This is a genomic window from Meiothermus sp. Pnk-1, from assembly GCF_003226535.1.
GTDB lineage: Bacteria > Deinococcota > Deinococci > Deinococcales > Thermaceae > Allomeiothermus.
The window spans coordinates 174580-189581 of the sequence record NZ_QKOB01000005.1 but is presented as its reverse complement, the minus strand read 5'-3'; the positions used below and the strand labels follow the sequence as shown (position 1 = coordinate 189581).

At 62.6% G+C, this 15002-nt stretch carries 16 protein-coding genes; 12 read left to right on the top strand and 4 right to left on the bottom strand.

Going from position 1 to position 15002, the window contains the following annotated elements:
* The first annotated feature begins 338 nt into the window (after positions 1–338).
* Both DNA98_RS09335 and cdd read left to right on the top strand, forming a co-directional pair.
* Positions 339–1652, top strand: coding sequence for a hemolysin family protein (locus DNA98_RS09335; protein WP_110529505.1), 1314 nt, complete (start codon positions 339–341; stop codon positions 1650–1652).
* 9 nt (positions 1653–1661) lie between these two features.
* Positions 1662–2039, top strand: coding sequence for a cytidine deaminase (cdd, locus tag DNA98_RS09330; RefSeq protein ID WP_110529502.1), 378 nt, complete (start codon positions 1662–1664; stop codon positions 2037–2039).
* Between the two features lie 26 nt (positions 2040–2065).
* Here the strand turns inward: cdd and DNA98_RS09325 are convergent, their stop codons facing one another.
* From DNA98_RS09325 to DNA98_RS18075, 4 genes are all read right to left on the bottom strand, one after another.
* Entirely contained in the window at positions 2066–2842 is a 777-nt protein-coding gene (locus DNA98_RS09325) for an LEA type 2 family protein (RefSeq protein WP_110529499.1), read from the bottom strand.
* A gap of 75 nt (positions 2843–2917) precedes the next feature.
* Complete coding sequence (locus DNA98_RS09320) at positions 2918–3781, bottom strand: dihydrodipicolinate synthase family protein (protein ID WP_110529496.1); 864 nt, start codon at positions 3779–3781, stop codon at positions 2918–2920.
* Positions 3778–5901 carry a hypothetical protein gene (locus tag DNA98_RS09315; RefSeq protein WP_233493165.1) on the bottom strand — a complete coding sequence of 708 codons (2124 nt, stop codon included), beginning with the start codon at positions 5899–5901 and terminating at the stop codon, positions 3778–3780. The genes DNA98_RS09320 and DNA98_RS09315 overlap by 4 nt, the downstream gene beginning before the upstream one ends.
* Before the next feature lie 295 nt (positions 5902–6196).
* Positions 6197–6460 carry a hypothetical protein gene (locus tag DNA98_RS18075; RefSeq protein ID WP_233493164.1) on the bottom strand — a complete coding sequence of 88 codons (264 nt, stop codon included), beginning with the start codon at positions 6458–6460 and terminating at the stop codon, positions 6197–6199.
* A gap of 735 nt (positions 6461–7195) precedes the next feature.
* On the opposite strand from DNA98_RS18075, the gene DNA98_RS09305 reads away from it, so the two are divergent.
* The 10 genes from DNA98_RS09305 (at position 7196) to DNA98_RS09260 (ending at position 14995) form a co-directional block, all read left to right on the top strand.
* Entirely contained in the window at positions 7196–8365 is a 1170-nt protein-coding gene (locus DNA98_RS09305; RefSeq protein ID WP_110529490.1) for an ABC transporter ATP-binding protein, read from the top strand.
* Entirely contained in the window at positions 8362–9225 is an 864-nt protein-coding gene (locus DNA98_RS09300) for an ABC transporter permease (RefSeq protein WP_110529487.1), read from the top strand. The genes DNA98_RS09305 and DNA98_RS09300 overlap by 4 nt, the downstream gene beginning before the upstream one ends.
* A gap of 79 nt (positions 9226–9304) precedes the next feature.
* The gene (locus tag DNA98_RS09295) at positions 9305–10090 is read left to right on the top strand and encodes an ABC transporter permease (protein WP_110529484.1); all 786 of its coding nucleotides are present in this window, start codon (positions 9305–9307) and stop codon (positions 10088–10090) included.
* Positions 10087–11130: a spermidine/putrescine ABC transporter substrate-binding protein gene (locus DNA98_RS09290; RefSeq protein ID WP_110529481.1), complete on the top strand. Its 1044-nt coding sequence runs from the start codon at positions 10087–10089 to the stop codon at positions 11128–11130. Before DNA98_RS09295 ends, DNA98_RS09290 begins: the two co-directional genes overlap by 4 nt.
* Positions 11131–11196: 66 nt before the next feature.
* On the top strand, positions 11197–11661 hold the full coding sequence (locus DNA98_RS09285) for a cytochrome c (RefSeq protein ID WP_110529478.1): 465 nt from the start codon (positions 11197–11199) through the stop codon (positions 11659–11661).
* A gap of 437 nt (positions 11662–12098) precedes the next feature.
* Complete coding sequence (gene rpmH / locus DNA98_RS09280) at positions 12099–12233, top strand: 50S ribosomal protein L34 (RefSeq protein WP_013157995.1); 135 nt, start codon at positions 12099–12101, stop codon at positions 12231–12233.
* 36 nt (positions 12234–12269) lie between these two features.
* On the top strand, positions 12270–12617 hold the full coding sequence (rnpA, locus tag DNA98_RS09275; protein ID WP_110529475.1) for a ribonuclease P protein component: 348 nt from the start codon (positions 12270–12272) through the stop codon (positions 12615–12617).
* On the top strand, positions 12614–12931 hold the full coding sequence (gene yidD / locus DNA98_RS09270; protein WP_174720005.1) for a membrane protein insertion efficiency factor YidD: 318 nt from the start codon (positions 12614–12616) through the stop codon (positions 12929–12931). The genes rnpA and yidD overlap by 4 nt, the downstream gene beginning before the upstream one ends.
* 11 nt (positions 12932–12942) lie before the next feature.
* The gene (locus tag DNA98_RS09265) at positions 12943–14307 is read left to right on the top strand and encodes a YidC/Oxa1 family membrane protein insertase (RefSeq protein ID WP_110529469.1); all 1365 of its coding nucleotides are present in this window, start codon (positions 12943–12945) and stop codon (positions 14305–14307) included.
* Between the two features lie 76 nt (positions 14308–14383).
* Positions 14384–14995 (top strand): R3H domain-containing nucleic acid-binding protein, encoded by a 612-nt coding sequence (locus DNA98_RS09260; RefSeq protein ID WP_110529466.1) that lies wholly within the window; start codon positions 14384–14386, stop codon positions 14993–14995.
* Positions 14996–15002 lie beyond the last annotated feature (7 nt).

Here is a 15002-nt window from a genome sequence, read left to right as displayed (position 1 = left end):
TCGGCCAAAGACTCAAGATCACCGGGGCCCACTGGAGCGAATCCGGAGCGAGCGCTAAGGCCCTGGTCCGCTCGCGGTTCTTCTCCCACAGCCCCGTCACACCTTTCCACGCCGTCCGACACGGCGCTTTCCCTACTGCAGCCTAGTTGCCTAAATCCAGGACACACCCTGAAGCGCCTGCCTCCCCAGCCCTTAGGCGCAATGTGCTACAATCCTCATCAGTAGGTATGGATAAACCGCCTAGTCGAAGTCTTTCGACTTACCCAAATCCCTCGACCACAATCTCCTCCCCCGAGCTTAACGTCCGAGCGCAGGTCGCTTGGCGGATAGCCTGACCTATGGAGATTTTCATCCTGTTATTGCTCACTCTATTTAATGGGGTCTTGGCCATGTCGGAGGCGGCTTTCATCTCCTCCCGTCGGGCAAAGCTCCAGCAACGGGCCGAAGACGGGAACGCTGGCGCCAAGGCCGCGCTCGAGCTACTGGCCTCTCCCAGCCGCCTGCTCTCGACGGTGCAGGTGGGCATCACCCTCATCGGCATCGTGGCTGGGGCCTATGGCGGGACCACCCTGGCCGCCAGCTTAGCGCCAGGAATCGCCCGCCTCCCCGCCCTGGCCCCTTACGCCCAAGAGATCGCCTTCACGATCATTGTGCTGCTCATCACCTACTTGCAGCTCGTCATCGGCGAACTGGTCCCCAAGCGCCTGGCCCTGCGCAGCCCGGAGCGCATCGCGGCCTTCATGGCCTATCCGATGCAGGTGCTCTCCACGGCGGCCAAGCCGCTGGTCTGGCTGTTGACGGTTTCTACCGATTCGGTGCTGCGGCTATTTGGCCAGCGCGGCAGCCACGAACCCCCAGTCACCGACGAGGAGATCCAGGTGCTCATGGACGAGGGCACCCGCGCGGGGGTCTTCGAGGAAGCTGAACAGGAAACCGTGCGCAGCATCCTCAGCTTGGGCGACCGCCAGGTAGACTCACTGATGACCCCTCGGCCCGACATAGTCTGGCTGGACCTGGAAGACCCGATTGAGGAAACCCGCCGGAAGATCCTCGAGAGCCCCCACGGGCGCTTTCCGGTCGCCGAAGGCAGCTTAGATAAAGTCATAGGGGTAGTGCGCGCGCGCGACCTGGCCGTCAAACCGAACTTCACCGTGGAAGACCTGCGCAGCCTGGCGCAGCCCCCTCTGTTCGTCCCAGCCACCCTTACCGCCTGGCAGCTGCTGGAAATGTTCAAGCAAAAGCGCACCCACATGGCCCTGGTGGTGGATGAATATGGGGGCCTACAGGGGGTAGTCACGTTGCACGACATCCTCGAGGCCATCGTGGGCGACCTGCCCAGCGCCGAGGAGGCTGAAGATGAGCCTTGGATCGTTCGCCGCGATGACGGCAGCTACCTCCTGGACGGGGCCTTGCCGATCGAGGAATTCAAAGAACTCTTTGACCTAGAAGAGCTCCCCGACGAGGAGCGCTACCGTACCGTGGGGGGCTTGGTCCTGGCGGAGTTGGGCCGTATCCCCAGCGCAGGGGAAAGCTTCACCTTCGAGAGGCTGAAGATCGAGGTCGTCGATATGGACGGCAACCGCATCGACAAGGTGCTGGTGACCCAAGTCCAGCCCAACCCTGCCGAGGCCCCCGCCAAATCAGAAGGGTGAACCAAAGCTATGGAAGAGATCGCCTCGCGCCTGCGCCGCCTGATGTCCAAAGCCTACGCTCCCTACTCGCATTACCCCGTCGCCGCGATCGTGAAGGGAGAAAGCGGCCGGCTTTTCGAGGGGGTCAATGTCGAAAACGCCTCCTACGCGCTGGCCCGCTGCGCCGAGCAGGGGGCGGTGAGCCGCATGGTGGCCGAGGGAGACCGGAGAATCCTCGAGCTTTGGGTGATGACCCAAGACGGCGGAACCCCTTGCGGCGGCTGCCGCCAAATCCTGGCCGAATTTGCCAAACCCGATACCCTAGTGCACTGCCTGCGCGCGGATGGACAAGGGTCTACCTACACCCTGGGCGAACTCCTCCCCCACGCGTTCCGCCTCGAGCGCTGACCCAAGCCCTGCCCTCCCATGGCGGCCTACCTAGGGGCGCCCTCGAGCAGCTGCACCACCGGGCGCTCGAGGATACCGGGGATGCGGGCCACCAGGTTGGCCTGCACCTGCACGTTACCCAGGCCAGGGAAGCCCTGGAGGCGTACGCTGAGTTCCCCACGGCTGGCGCTGCCCGGGCGGGAGGCGATCTGAGCGTTGGCCTCGGCGACGCTGCGGCCCCCGATCAACAGCCGCACCGGACCCTCCAAGTTGAAGCCGATAGGGTTGGGGTTTTGCACTTCGAGCACCAACTTGAAGACCCCACCCTCGAAACGGATCTCCACCAAGCGCAAGGCGGGGGGGATAAAGCTGAAGCTCACCGTCACGTCGCGGTCTACCAGGGTAAAGGGGCCAATCGGCACGTTCACCGGGCCGAGCCTAGCCTGTAGCTCCCCCTGCAGGCGGAAGCGGGTGGGCCGCCCCGAGACCAGCGAGGCCAAGGCCTGCACTCCCTGGGCGATGGGCACCCGCAGGCGGGCCTGGGTTTCGCGCGGAGTATTGCTGGGAAGCTCGAGGGCCGGGAGGGTCAGGCTAAACCCGGCCCCCGCCAGTTCGGCGCTGAGGGTGCTGTCCAGCAGGGGCAGGGTGAAGCCGTTGGGGTTGGTGAGCCGTAGCCGCACGTCCAGGTCGGCGAAGCCCGTGAAGGGATCCAGGCTCACCAGGGTAAAGCTCACCAATTCCACCTGGGGCGGCTGGGGTCGGACTTGCTGGGGAAAGCAACCGGCGAGAAAGGCGAGGGAAAGGAGAAGGGCAAAGCGCTTCATGGCAGCAGTTTATCGCGGGCTCTAAGCCCGGCGTGGGTCATCAGCGACTTGAACCCCCACCGCTTTGGCAGGCCCCTAGCCAACCAACCAACCTTCTGCCCGCAGGTCCTCCAAGATCGGTCGGAAAGCCTGCCAGTGGGGGCTTTCCTGGGGGTAAGGCGGGCGTGGATATCCAGCAGGAAGCCCCAGATAACGCATCGCCTGCTTGAGCAGTACGAATCCTCCCTGCCCCAGCACCCGCCCGAAGGGCTCGAGCCGGGCCTGGAGCCGCTGCGCCTCGGCCACGTCGCCCCTCTGCCAGGCCGCGAGGAGGGCCTTGTAGGCCTTGGGAGCCAGATTCGCAGCGGCCAGGATGCCCCCCTTGGCCCCCAGGGCTAAAGCCGCGGCGAAGGTAGGGGCGTGGCCGGTGTAAACCGAAAGCTCGAGCCGGTTGGCTTGGTAAAAGGCCAACCGGGCCATCTCCCCGCTCGAGTCCTTGAGGCCGGTGATGCGGGGATGCCGGGCAGCCTCCGCGACCACGAACAGGGGCAAATCAGCCTTGGTGTTCTGCGGAACGTGGTAGAGCCAGACCTCCGGGCCGCCCGCGTCGGCCAGGGCAGTAAAGTAGCGCAGCAAGCCTTCATTTCCGGTGTTGGCGGCATAGTAGCGGGGCGGGGTGACCAAGACCCTCTTGGCCCCCACGATCTGGGCCTGCTGTAAGGCCTCGAGGGCCTGAGGGATGGTCTCCTCCATCAGCCCAACCAGAGGAGGTTTTTGGGGTTGCTGAACCTCGAGCCCGCGAATGCGTTCAGTAGGGGTCAGGTGGACCCCCTCACCGTTAGAGCCATAGAAGAGGATACCGTCCACGTGGGGCTCGAGGGCCTGCGCCAGCTCGCGGAAAGCCTCCGCGTCGAGCCGGCCCTGGGCGTCAAAGGGGGTAGGGATGGGGGGCATGATCATGTCGTGCTTCTCCTTCCGTAGCGCAAGGCCCAGGATACAAGGTGGATTACCAGCGCAGCAATGAACCCGTACATCCCGCGCCCATCCCCCTGATACCAGGACCAGGCTCCCAGCGCCACCCCCACCAGGATGAGCACCCCCCAGCCGTGACCGTACCAGGGCGACCCGGGAAAAACGAGCTGCACCCACCGCTTCCAACCGCGGTGGGCAGGGGCGTTGCGCGGGCGAGGGATGAGGAAGCTCAAGAGGTGGTAGAGCATTACCAGCAGAAAAAGCATCGCACTCCCCCAAGCCATCCACTCCCGGTCCCACAATGGCAAGGCTGTCCAGGTATGCAAGAAGTCATGCTGCAAGGCCTGAGCCGAAGATTGCAAAAGGGCAATCCAGACGAGGCGGGGGGTGGGTACCCCCTCCCGGGGTACACCCGCCGCGCGGTAGACGTCGGTCCAAAAATCCCCCCCAAGCCCTAACGCTTCGCGGGCCGGAACATAACCGGGGGCAATCTGGTAGGCGCGTTTAAGGTCTTGCGGCTCCCCCCGGTTCACCAACACGAAGGCCCAGGATGGGGCCTTTTCCAACAAGCGCCGTGCTTGTTCAGGATTATCGGTCTTGAGGCTGTAGCCGAGCAGGGCGTCCACCATCGAGGTAGCGCTGGTGGACAGGGCCCGCAGGGCCTCCTGGGCCGCCTGGGAGCGCAGCGTGCCCCGGGAGAGAGCGTCTTGGGTGTATACCTGCTCCACCCTCGAGGCCAGCCCGGCGAGCAGCAAGCTTCCTCCCGCCAAGGCGAAAAGCAGCACGAACAGCAACCGCTCTCCGAAGGAAGCATAGGCCAACACGGTGTGGCGCAGCCGCAGCAGGGGATTGCGCAGCCAGGACAACAGCCACCCACCCTGACCCCTTAGGTCGCGGGTTTGGTTGGGCAGGTAGATCAAGGTCAGGTACACCGCTAGGATCGCGTAGAGAATCACCGCCATCCACGCCCAGGCTTTGGCGGTGGCCACCGAGAACGGCACCGACCAAGCCTCCAGTTGCCGCAGCACTACCCGATAGCGCTCAGCCAGGTCGGGACGCCCCTGGGCCTCGAGCCAGTCGGCTTGCTCGGCGAAAAGCCGCCTCGAACCGGGAAACTGCGGCATGTACTTGAGGAAGAACTCCGACCAGGCCAGGCTGGCCTCGAGCCCCTGACGCCGGGCGGCAAAGACTTGGGCCGTCCAGGGCGTAAGCCAGCGCATGAGGCCGGGGCCGCCCCAACGCAGCTCGGGCCGATGCCCCCGGGAGAGCAGGTCCTTGCCGATGGCCTCGAGGTCGGCGGGGGTGATCTCCTCGGGGGGGGTGGCGAAATAAGCCCAGTAGGGCCGAGGAGCGTTCAGGGCCAAGTCCAGGGCTTGGGCGCCCTGAGCTTTGAGGTGCTCGCGGTAGTCGCGGATCACCGCCAGGCTGTCCCAGGAGCCCTCGTAGGGCCGCCCACCCAACTGGGCAAGCGGCAGCCTCAGGCCGTTGGCCAGCTGCACCGCCGGTTCGGGGTCGGTCTCGAGCACCCGCACCTCGGCGGGGGGATAGTAGTGAGCCACCACCGCCGGGCGGGTCAGGTCGAGCTCCAACACCAAGGGCCCTTGGTAGATAAAGGCCCGGGTTCCCATCACCTTGGGCTGAGACCACTGGCCTTTTAGCGGCAGATGCCAGTCCCCCACCGCCAACCCGTCGGCCTTCAGCACTGGCGGGGCAATCGGCGCAGCGGGCGAGCTTTGCGGGGTCTGGGATAGGGCCAGCACCCGGGTTTGCGCCTCGATGAGGCGGCCACTGACGCTGACTTGAACCCGGTACTCTCCCGGTACTCCCGGGATAAAGCGGCTCTTGAACCCCCCCTGCTGGGCCTGGACGTTGACCTGCTGAAGGCCGTTTGGCCCGCGAATTTCCAGGGTGTAAGCCCCGGGGGGAAAGCCCTGGGCGACGACCTCGAGCCCCTGCCCCACGCGGGCTTCGGCGGGGAGGTTCAGGCTCTGTCCGAAAGCAGCGCCCAACAATAAAAACCAGGCCCAACACCCCACCGACCTTCGCCGGGGAAATCCGCTCCGGCGGCGCTGTTGGGCTGGATATGCGGCTGATCTTGGGTACGGCATGCGCCCATTCTAACCCGCAGGATGAGGAAAACCCGCCCGCCGTGATCGGCGAGCAACCTCCCACCACGCCCAAATCTCCACCATCCACCTAGGCCAAAGGGGTTTGGGATAAGCCCATCCCTCCCCCTCCTCAAGCGGTGTTGGTGTTGACCGGCAGGTGTGATCCAGTAGGCGGCCAGCCTTACCAGCCCACTACGGCGGCGAAAAGTTGAAGTGGACCGAGCTTTACCGGCTTCAGCCGCGATCTAACCCCCTCAATTCATTAAATTCCCCACAACCCCTCAGAGAGTTTGCTTCACAAAGCAACTTTTCCCGCTTCCGCGCGTTCCAGATGCTCCTGGGTTACCTGGCGGTTTAGCAAGCGAAAGCCCCCCCTTTCGCCGACAAGCCCTAGCTTGCCCCCAAGCTCCAGCAAAAACCCTTGAAAGGCCCCACCGGCAGGCTGGTCAAAAGCCACCACGAACCCCGCCTCCCCAGCGCCGGTACCCGGCTGACCGTAGAGGAGAGCCGCTGCCCCTCCACCGCTACCTCCCTCCACCCAAAGCGGAGCTCCACTCACCGGTACGGCCCCCTACCTTCATCTCCCACCCCCCACGGAAGGGAAGGGGCAAAGAGGCCCCCAGCGCCCGCAACCCCGCGCACCACAAAAGCCGCCCCCAACGAAAGCACCTGACGGAACACCTTGCGGTCGTCAAAGCCCCGGTCCGCCACCCACACCCGCCGGCGCCCATCGCCTCCTCTATGGCCCGCTCCACCTCCTTCGGCAGGCTTAGGAAACCCTTCTCCCCGTAGGCCAACAGATGGGCGTATCCCACCGCCAGATGCCCCGCCGCATCCACACCCAAGGCGGTGAGGAGTTCATAGCCCGCCTCTCGCTCCTCCCCTACGGGGTAAAGCCCCTCCAGGGCTCGGGCATGGGGCTTGTGGAGGGGCTCAGTTCGGCCTTGACCCGGGGGAAGCGGTACAGGGCTTTGGCCTGGTGGAAGCGCCGCTGCAGGTGGGAGGGGCGGCTGGCTACGGGTGGAGCCGGCTGCTTCGCCGTTAGGCGAACACCGAGCGGTCGCACCGCTCTGCGAGCGGCTTTAAGACGTGTTTGCGCTACCCCGCTTCGCGGCGAAAGAGGCGTCTTGAGCAAAGCAACCGCTTCCCTGGCATCGGGGCATTCCCGCTAGCCCTTGCGGGCTGAGCCACGAAAAGAGTTCTGTGAAAATCGGCGAGCCCCTTGCAACCCCGAGCCTGAAAGGCATTAAGCCAGCTACTTGCCCCCAGGGGGGTCTGACCGTACACTCGTGCCGTGGAGCAAGCCCTGTTTCGGGGACGCCGGGAACGAAAGTTGGCAGATGGGGTTGCGGTTCGCCTCGAGGGCATCGGCAAGTGCTTCGGCGATACCGTAGCGGTGGCGGGGGTAGACCTGGAAATCCGCAACGGGGAGTTCTTTAGCCTGCTGGGGCCTTCTGGCTGTGGCAAGACCACCCTGCTCAGGATGATCGCCGGTTTCGACGAACCCGATGAGGGGCGCATCCTGATCGCGGGCCAGGACATGCGAGGGGTTCCTCCTTACCGCCGCCCGGTCAACACGGTTTTTCAGAATTATGCCCTATTTCCTCACCTCACCGTCGCGCAAAACATCGCCTTTGGGCTCCGGATGAAGCGCACCCCCAAGGAGGAGATCGTCAGGCGGGTCAGTTGGGCTTTAGAGCTGGTGAACATGCAAGGCCTCGAGAGCCGCCGCCCCCACCAACTCTCTGGCGGGCAAAAGCAGCGGGTGGCGCTGGCCCGGGCGCTGGTGAACGAGCCCGAGGTGCTCCTGCTGGACGAGCCGCTCTCCGCCCTCGACCTCAAGCTACGACAGGAGCTGCGGGTAGAGTTAATGAACCTGCAAGAACGGCTGGGCATCACTTTTATCTTCGTCACCCACGATCAGGAAGAAGCCCTGGTGATGTCTGACCGAATCGCGGTGATGAACCGGGGCAAGATCGAGCAGGTAGGCCCCGCCGAAGACGTCTACGAGTTGCCCAGAACCCCTTTTGTGGCCAGGTTTTTAGGCGACTCTAACCTGATTCCCGCCACCGCGCTCGAGCCCCGCCGGGTCCGTACCCCGCTGGGGGAACTCGTGCTAGACGAGGAGGACGCCCTCACGCCGGGGCAGGAGGTGCTGCTTTCCATCCGCCCGGAGAAGATCCGGCTCTTCCGCGAGCGACCCAACCTACCCAACGTCTTCCAAGCCCGGGTGGACGACATCATCTACACCGGCTCGGAGAATCAGTATCTGCTCAAGGCCGGAGGGATGACCTTGCTGGCCGATACCCTCAACCAGGATATCCTCGAGCCCGGCCATGATGAGTTCAACTACGACGAGATGGTCTGGGTGGCGATGACCCCGGAAAAACTGGTAGTAGTGAGCCAAGCCGCCGCGGCTGACGAGCCTTCCGCAGGAGCGGTGGACAGAGCGGAGGGACCATGAAGCAGGCCGGCTCCTCCCGGCGGGCCCGCGCAGGCCTTTGGGTGACGGTGGGGCCAGGGGCTTTTTGGCTTTTGGCCTTTGTGTTCGTCCCTTCGGGGCTGGTCCTGATCGCCTCGCTGATGAGCCGGGGAAATTTCGGCCAGCTCACCCCGCCCTTCGGGCTACACAACTACACCCGCTTCTTCAGCGAGCCCGTCTTCTGGGAAATCCTGGGCCGCAGCCTCTGGATTGGCTTTTGGGCCACCGCGCTCACGGTGCTGCTGGGGTACCCGCTGGCTTTCTACATCGCCCGCCACCGTTACAAGCAAATCCTGCTTTTGCTGGTGGTGATTCCCTTTTTCACCAACTTCTTGATCCGGGTGTACGCCTGGATCGTGCTCTTGCAGCGAGAAGGGGTGGTAAATGCGGTGATTACCGCATTCGGCTTCCCGCCAGCAGAGCTTTTCCCCTCCGACTTCGCCGTGTATATGGCCACCGTATACACCTATCTGCCCTTCTTCGTACTGCCCCTTTATGCAGCGGTGGAGCGGATCGAGTGGAGCCAGCTCGAGGCCGCCTACGACTTGGGAGCAGGTCCGGTGCGGGGGTTCTGGGAAGCCGTCTTTCCTCAAACCCTGCCGGGGCTGTTGGCCGGGTTTTTGCTCACCTTCATCCCGGCGGTGGGCACCTTCGTGATCGCTGACCTCCTGGGCGGAGGGAAGGTCATCTTGATCGGCAACCTCATCCAGCAACAGTTCGGCGCAGCACAAAACTGGGCTTTTGGCGCAGCCGCGAGCATGATCTTGATGGGCTTGGTGCTGCTGGGGCTGTGGCTTTACGCCCGCTCTCAAGGCGAGAGGGGATTGGACGAACTGGTATGAGCAAGTCGTACGGGTCATACGCCGGGTTCGCTTGCGTGCAAGGCAAGACGTCTGGGCTAGAGCAGAGGCGAAACCAACCATGAAGCGACTCCTGGCCGTCTACTCGTGGGCGATCTTCGCCTTTTTATACTTGCCGATTTTGGTAATTGCGCTGTTGTCGTTTAACCGAAGCCGTTTCGGGGTGAGCTGGACTGGATTTACCCTAGATTGGTACACCCGGCTCTTTGCTAATGAGCGGGTGCTCGAGTATCTCACCAACACCCTCATCGTAGCGGTGGTCTCAACCGCAGTCTCCACGGTGATCGGGACCTTGCTGGCCGTCGGGCTGGTGCGTTACGAGTTTCGTCTCAAACGCTTTTTGCGCTACCTGCTCTATGTGCCGGTGGTGGTCCCCGACGTGGTGATGGGGATCTCGCTGCTGCTGCTGTTCAATACCCTCCGTGAGGTCATCGGCTGGCCCCGGCTCTCCCTGCTCACCATCATCCTGGCCCATGTGAGCTTCCAGGTGGCCTACGTGACGCTGGTGGTGCGAGCCCGGCTGATGCTTTTAGACCCGGCCCTGGAGGAGGCCGCCCGCGATCTGGGGGCGACCGGCTGGCGCACCTTTTTCGAGATCACGCTGCCCCTGATCTCGCCAGGGGTGGTCTCGGGGGCCCTGCTGGCGTTCAGCCTCTCTCTGGACGATTTTGTGGTGACGTTTTTTACCTCCGGTTCGGGATCCACCACCCTCCCGCTATACATCTACGGCAAGGTCAAAACCGGCATCACCCCCGATGTGCACGCCCTCTCCACGCTTATGGTGGGAACTACCATCCTGATCCTGCTGTTGGGCCTACTCTTCTGGCGTAAAGGAGGAACAAGGTGAAAAGACCCGCTGTAAAGATCGCTGTTCTGATATTCCTGTTGCCCCTGCTCACCGCCTGTCCAAAGCAGCGCGCCGGGCAAGAGTTGCACATCTACAACTGGTCGGATTACATGCCCGAGGAGGTAATCCGAGACTTCGAGCAGCGTGAGGGCGCCAAGGTCGTGCTGGACACCTACGACGATCCCGAGGCGATGATCTCCAAGCTGCAAGCCGGGGGCGATAACGAGTACGACCTGGTGATCCTCTCGGACTATCTGGTGGGGCAGCTGGCCCAGCGGGGAACCATCCTCGAGCTGGACAAATCCAAGATCTCCAACTTCAAGAACCTGGACCCCGGCTTTGCCAATCCGGCCTACGACCCCGGCAGCAAGCACTCGGTGGTCTACCAGTGGGGCACCACCGGACTCGCCTACCGGGAAGACTTGGTCAGGGGGCCGGTGGATAGCTGGGCGGTGCTCTTCGACCCGGCCAAGAGCGCAGGGAGTTTTCTGCTCCTTACCGAGATGCGCGAGCAAGTGGGGGCGGCGCTGCGCTACTTGGGGGCCTCGGTCAACACCACCGACCCGGCCACGCTCGAGCGGGCTAAACAGCTCCTCATCGATGCCAAACGCCGCAGCAAAGGCTTCGCCGGGGGAACCGACGCGGTGCAACAAGTGCTCTCGGGCAACGTAGCGGTGGCAGTGGCCTACTCCGGCGACGTTTTTCGCGCTATGGAGGAAAACCCTAAGGTCAAATACGTGATCCCGCGCGAGGGCGGCACCCTCTGGAGCGATGTGCTCACCATCTTGAGCAAGAGCAAAAACGTCGAGCTGGCCTATAAATTTATCAACTACCTGCTCGAGCCCGAGGTAGCGGCCAAAGTCTCTAACGGGATCGGCTACGGCACCCCGGTATCGGCAGCCCTTCCGATGATCGAGGCCCGCAATAACCCCATCATCTACCCGAGCCCCGAGGTGCGCAATAAGCTCGAGTTCCTGGCTGACCTAGGCTCCGCCGCCGAGCTGTACAACAAAATCTGGGCCGAAGTCCGGGCGCAATAAGCTGGGATTAACCCCTCCTAACCCGGGATACATCGAAACCTCTCCCAGGTCTACTAGAATGGGTTTGTGAAAACAACGCCGCTGGCCCTGACCCTGGCCCTTAGCCTGGGCTTGGCTGTACCCGCGCTGGCCCAAAATGGGGGCAGCCTTTACCAACAAAACTGCGCCTTCTGCCACGGCGATGCGGGTCAGGGCCGTCCCGGGGCGTTCCCACCCTTGGCCGGCCATAGCGTCGATCTGGTGAGCCGCCCGGGGGGGCGTTCTGTTATAGTGCAGATCGTTCTTTTTGGTATCCAAGGAGAGATCTCGGTAAACGAACAACGCTATAACGGGGTCATGCCCGGCTACGCCCAACTCCGCGACGAGGAGATCGCCAGCCTGTTGAACTTCGTGCTGAGGGCTTGGGGCAACGACAAGCTTTTACCCCAAGGCTACCCGCCCTTCACCGCGGCTGAAGTCGCCGCTGAGCGGTCGCGGCGGCTCACCCCCCTACAGGTGTACGAAAACCGGCGCCGGATTAATCCACGCTAAGCGCACGGGTAGCTTGAGGCCCTAACGCTGTACGTCGTACGCTAAACGCGGGGTGCTCCCTCCCCTAGCAGGGGAGGGCTGGGGTGGGGTTGGTATACGTCGTACGCCATACGCAATACGCAAAACGCCAGACGCTAAACGCGGAGGTAGATTCCCTATCGGGACGGCGTGCCGCCGTACACCTAGGGGACGATCCTCTTCGTATGACGTATGACGTCTGAGTCGGCCCAAATCAAGTTACCAGCGCGCCCAGCAGGCCCTGGAGTCGCGGTCCCCAAAGCGTCTCAGATGTGTTGGCCAATTACAAAGCCTAGACGAAGCCGCCCGAGGTGTGATAAGCTTTTTCGGCCCCGGCTTCGTGCCGGTCTCTTTTGTGTATAGCGGTTACCGTGCGCCCAATGAGCCGATAACCCAACAATCCTTGTGGAGGAACGAAGATGAAACGCACCTGGCAACCCAACAAGCGCAAACGGGTCAAGACCCACGGCTTTCGTGCCCGCATGAAGACCCTTGGAGGTCGCAAGGTCATCAAGCGCCGCCGCGCCAAAGGCCGTGAGCGTCTTACCGTCTAAACCAGGCGAAGCCTTCTTCTGGAGCAGGGTGACGGAGTGCCATTGAGATCCCTACGGGGAGAGCGAGCGTTTCAACGGCTTAGGAAAGGGCGGCCCGGCAGGGGCCGCCTCGTTGCTGTACGCTGGATGCCCCTGACCCGCCACGACCCGCACCTCGAGCCCTCCACCCATGAGGTACGGGTCGGGATTGTGGTTTCAAAAAAAGTAGGCAAGGCCGTGGTGCGCAACAAGGTCCGCCGCCGGTTGCGCGAAATCCTGCGCCGGACGCACTTGCCTCCTTGTGAGCTGGTGGTGGTAGCCCAACCCGAGGCCGCCAACGCCAGTTATGCCGAACTGTTACGTGACCTCACTCAGGCACTTAAGAAAGCAGGGTTGGTACAATGAAACCCGTGCGGTTTTTCTTGGTAGGCTTGGTGCGCTTTTACCAGCGGTTTATCTCGCCGCTGAAGCCGCCCACTTGCCGCTTTTACCCTACCTGTAGCCACTATGCAGTAGAAGCGCTGGAACGCCATGGGGCTTTGTGGGGCAGTTATCTAGCGGTAAAGCGTATTTTGAAATGCCACCCGTTGCACCCCGGCGGGATTGACCCGGTGCCTCAGCAGACCCCTCAAATCGGGGCCCGTGTGCGAATTTTAAACCCTGCGCTCAGCGCGAAGACCAAACCATCGGCTATCCTGCGTTTGCGCAGGATGAAATGAGGAGAAGATCAATGAAAAGTGCCCTTCGGCTTATCGTGCCCCTAGTTTTTGTGTTTTTGCCCGCTCTGGCCACAGTACAGCCGGGTTGGCAGGAAGTCGATGTCAACAAGGACGGTAAAACCGAGCACGTTGCCATCACCAACCTGGCCGATATCGCCTTCAACCAGCAGGGCCAGATTGTCGGCTGGTACGTCAAGCAGTACCGGGGATCGAATTTCGGGGGCAACTACGAACGCGCCCCCAACTTAGTACGCCCTGGGGTGAGCGCGCCCGGCACCCTCTCAAACTTCACCCCGGAAAACGCCGACTTTTCAGTAGGGGCCAATGGCGACCTCATCGCCCGCTTCACCCAGGGAGACACCGCCGTCACCTACACCATCCACCCCCGGCTGCTAACCCTAGACCTCGAGGTCAAAACCTCCACCCCACGTACCCTCACCTGGAGCGGCATAGGCGGCACTGACAACCCCGTGACCAAGTGGCTTGGCCAAGGCAATAGCGCCCCGGTAAGCTCCGGCTCCGGAGCAGCCCGCTACGTCTCGTGGCAGACCCAGCCCAGCAAAGGTTACGCCTTGGTGCTGATTCCACGCGACATCACCCCCATCAGCCTAAATGTGCAAAATGGCGCGGGCATAGCCCAGATCCAGCTTCCCGCCGGGGGGGAGAGCTTCAAGGTCTACGGCGGACAGAACGAGATGGTCCGCCTGCACGTCGAGCGTCTTCTGGAACTCCCCGGCCTCTTCAACCCAGATATTTGGGGACGGCTTTCGCTGGGGCTTTTGTGGGTGATGGAGACCGGGCACCGCTATACGGGGAGTTGGTTTTTGGCCATCGTGTTCCTGACCGTCTTGGTGCGCTTGCTCCTATGGCCCTTGATGCACCAGCAGTACAAGAGCATGGCCGAAATCCAACGCATCCAGCCCCTTATCGAAGAGATCAACAAGAAGTATAAGGACAACCAGGAGAAGCGTACCGAGGCCACCATGAAGCTCTATCAGGAGCACAAGGTGAACCCGGCGGCGGGATGTTTGCCGCTTTTCTTACAGATGCCCATCCTGTTTGTGTTGTGGAAGGTGATCTCTAACTACGAGTTCGGCCAGGGCTTCCTCTGGCTGCCGGACCTGGCCTTGCCGGATCCCTATTACATCCTGCCGGTGCTCTACGTAGCTTCGATGATCGCTTCCACCTGGCTCAGCGCCCACGGCAACCAGGCGGCCGTTCGCCAGGGGATTTTCATCAACCTGATCTTTATCTTTTTGGTTTTGCAATTCCCTTCTGGCGTGACCATCTACTGGATCCTCTCCACCTTGATCAGCCTGGGGCAGCAGGTGCTGATCAACCGTAGCTTGGCCGCTAAACCAGTCGCAGCAAAGTAGCCACCTAGGCCAGGGGGCGTAGCGCTCATTCAGGGCGCTATCCCCTGGTGTTTTGCCTCCTGTTAGACTATGGAACATGGACGAGAAGAAACGAGGTCTGGATGACCTTCTCTCCGATATGGGCATCGCAGAGGAGGAAGCCCCCCCCAGCCCGGTGATCACCGAAGAGCCCCAGGCCCCGGTGGTGACCAAACCCGCCTCGCCTGCACAAGGACCCAAGGAGACCCTCGAGCAATTTTTGGTGGGGTTGCTCCTTCATCTGGATCCGGCCTATTCGGTAGAGGTACGCCAAGAGGGCGAGCTGCTGCGGGCCGAGGTGCTGGGGGGTGACCTGGGGCGGTTCATCGGCAAGGAGGGGCGCACCCTTAAATCGGTGGAGTTCCTGGCCAATGTCTACATGGCTAAGCTGTTCGCTGGGGAATACCGGGTGGTACTGGATGCCGCCGGATACCGCAAACGGCAGGAGGAGCGCATCAAGCGGCTGGCCATGGATGCAGCCTTGCAGGTAGAGGTAAGCAAGCAGCCGGTCGAGCTGCCTCCCATGCGCTCGGGCGAACGTCGGATCATCCACTTGCTCCTCAAACAGCACCCCAAGGTCACCACCACCTCCGTGGGCGAAGGTGACGAGCGGCATGTGATCGTGATGCCCCGCAGCGATCCTCAGCCCATCGAGCCGGAGGCGGAGTAGGCGGTGG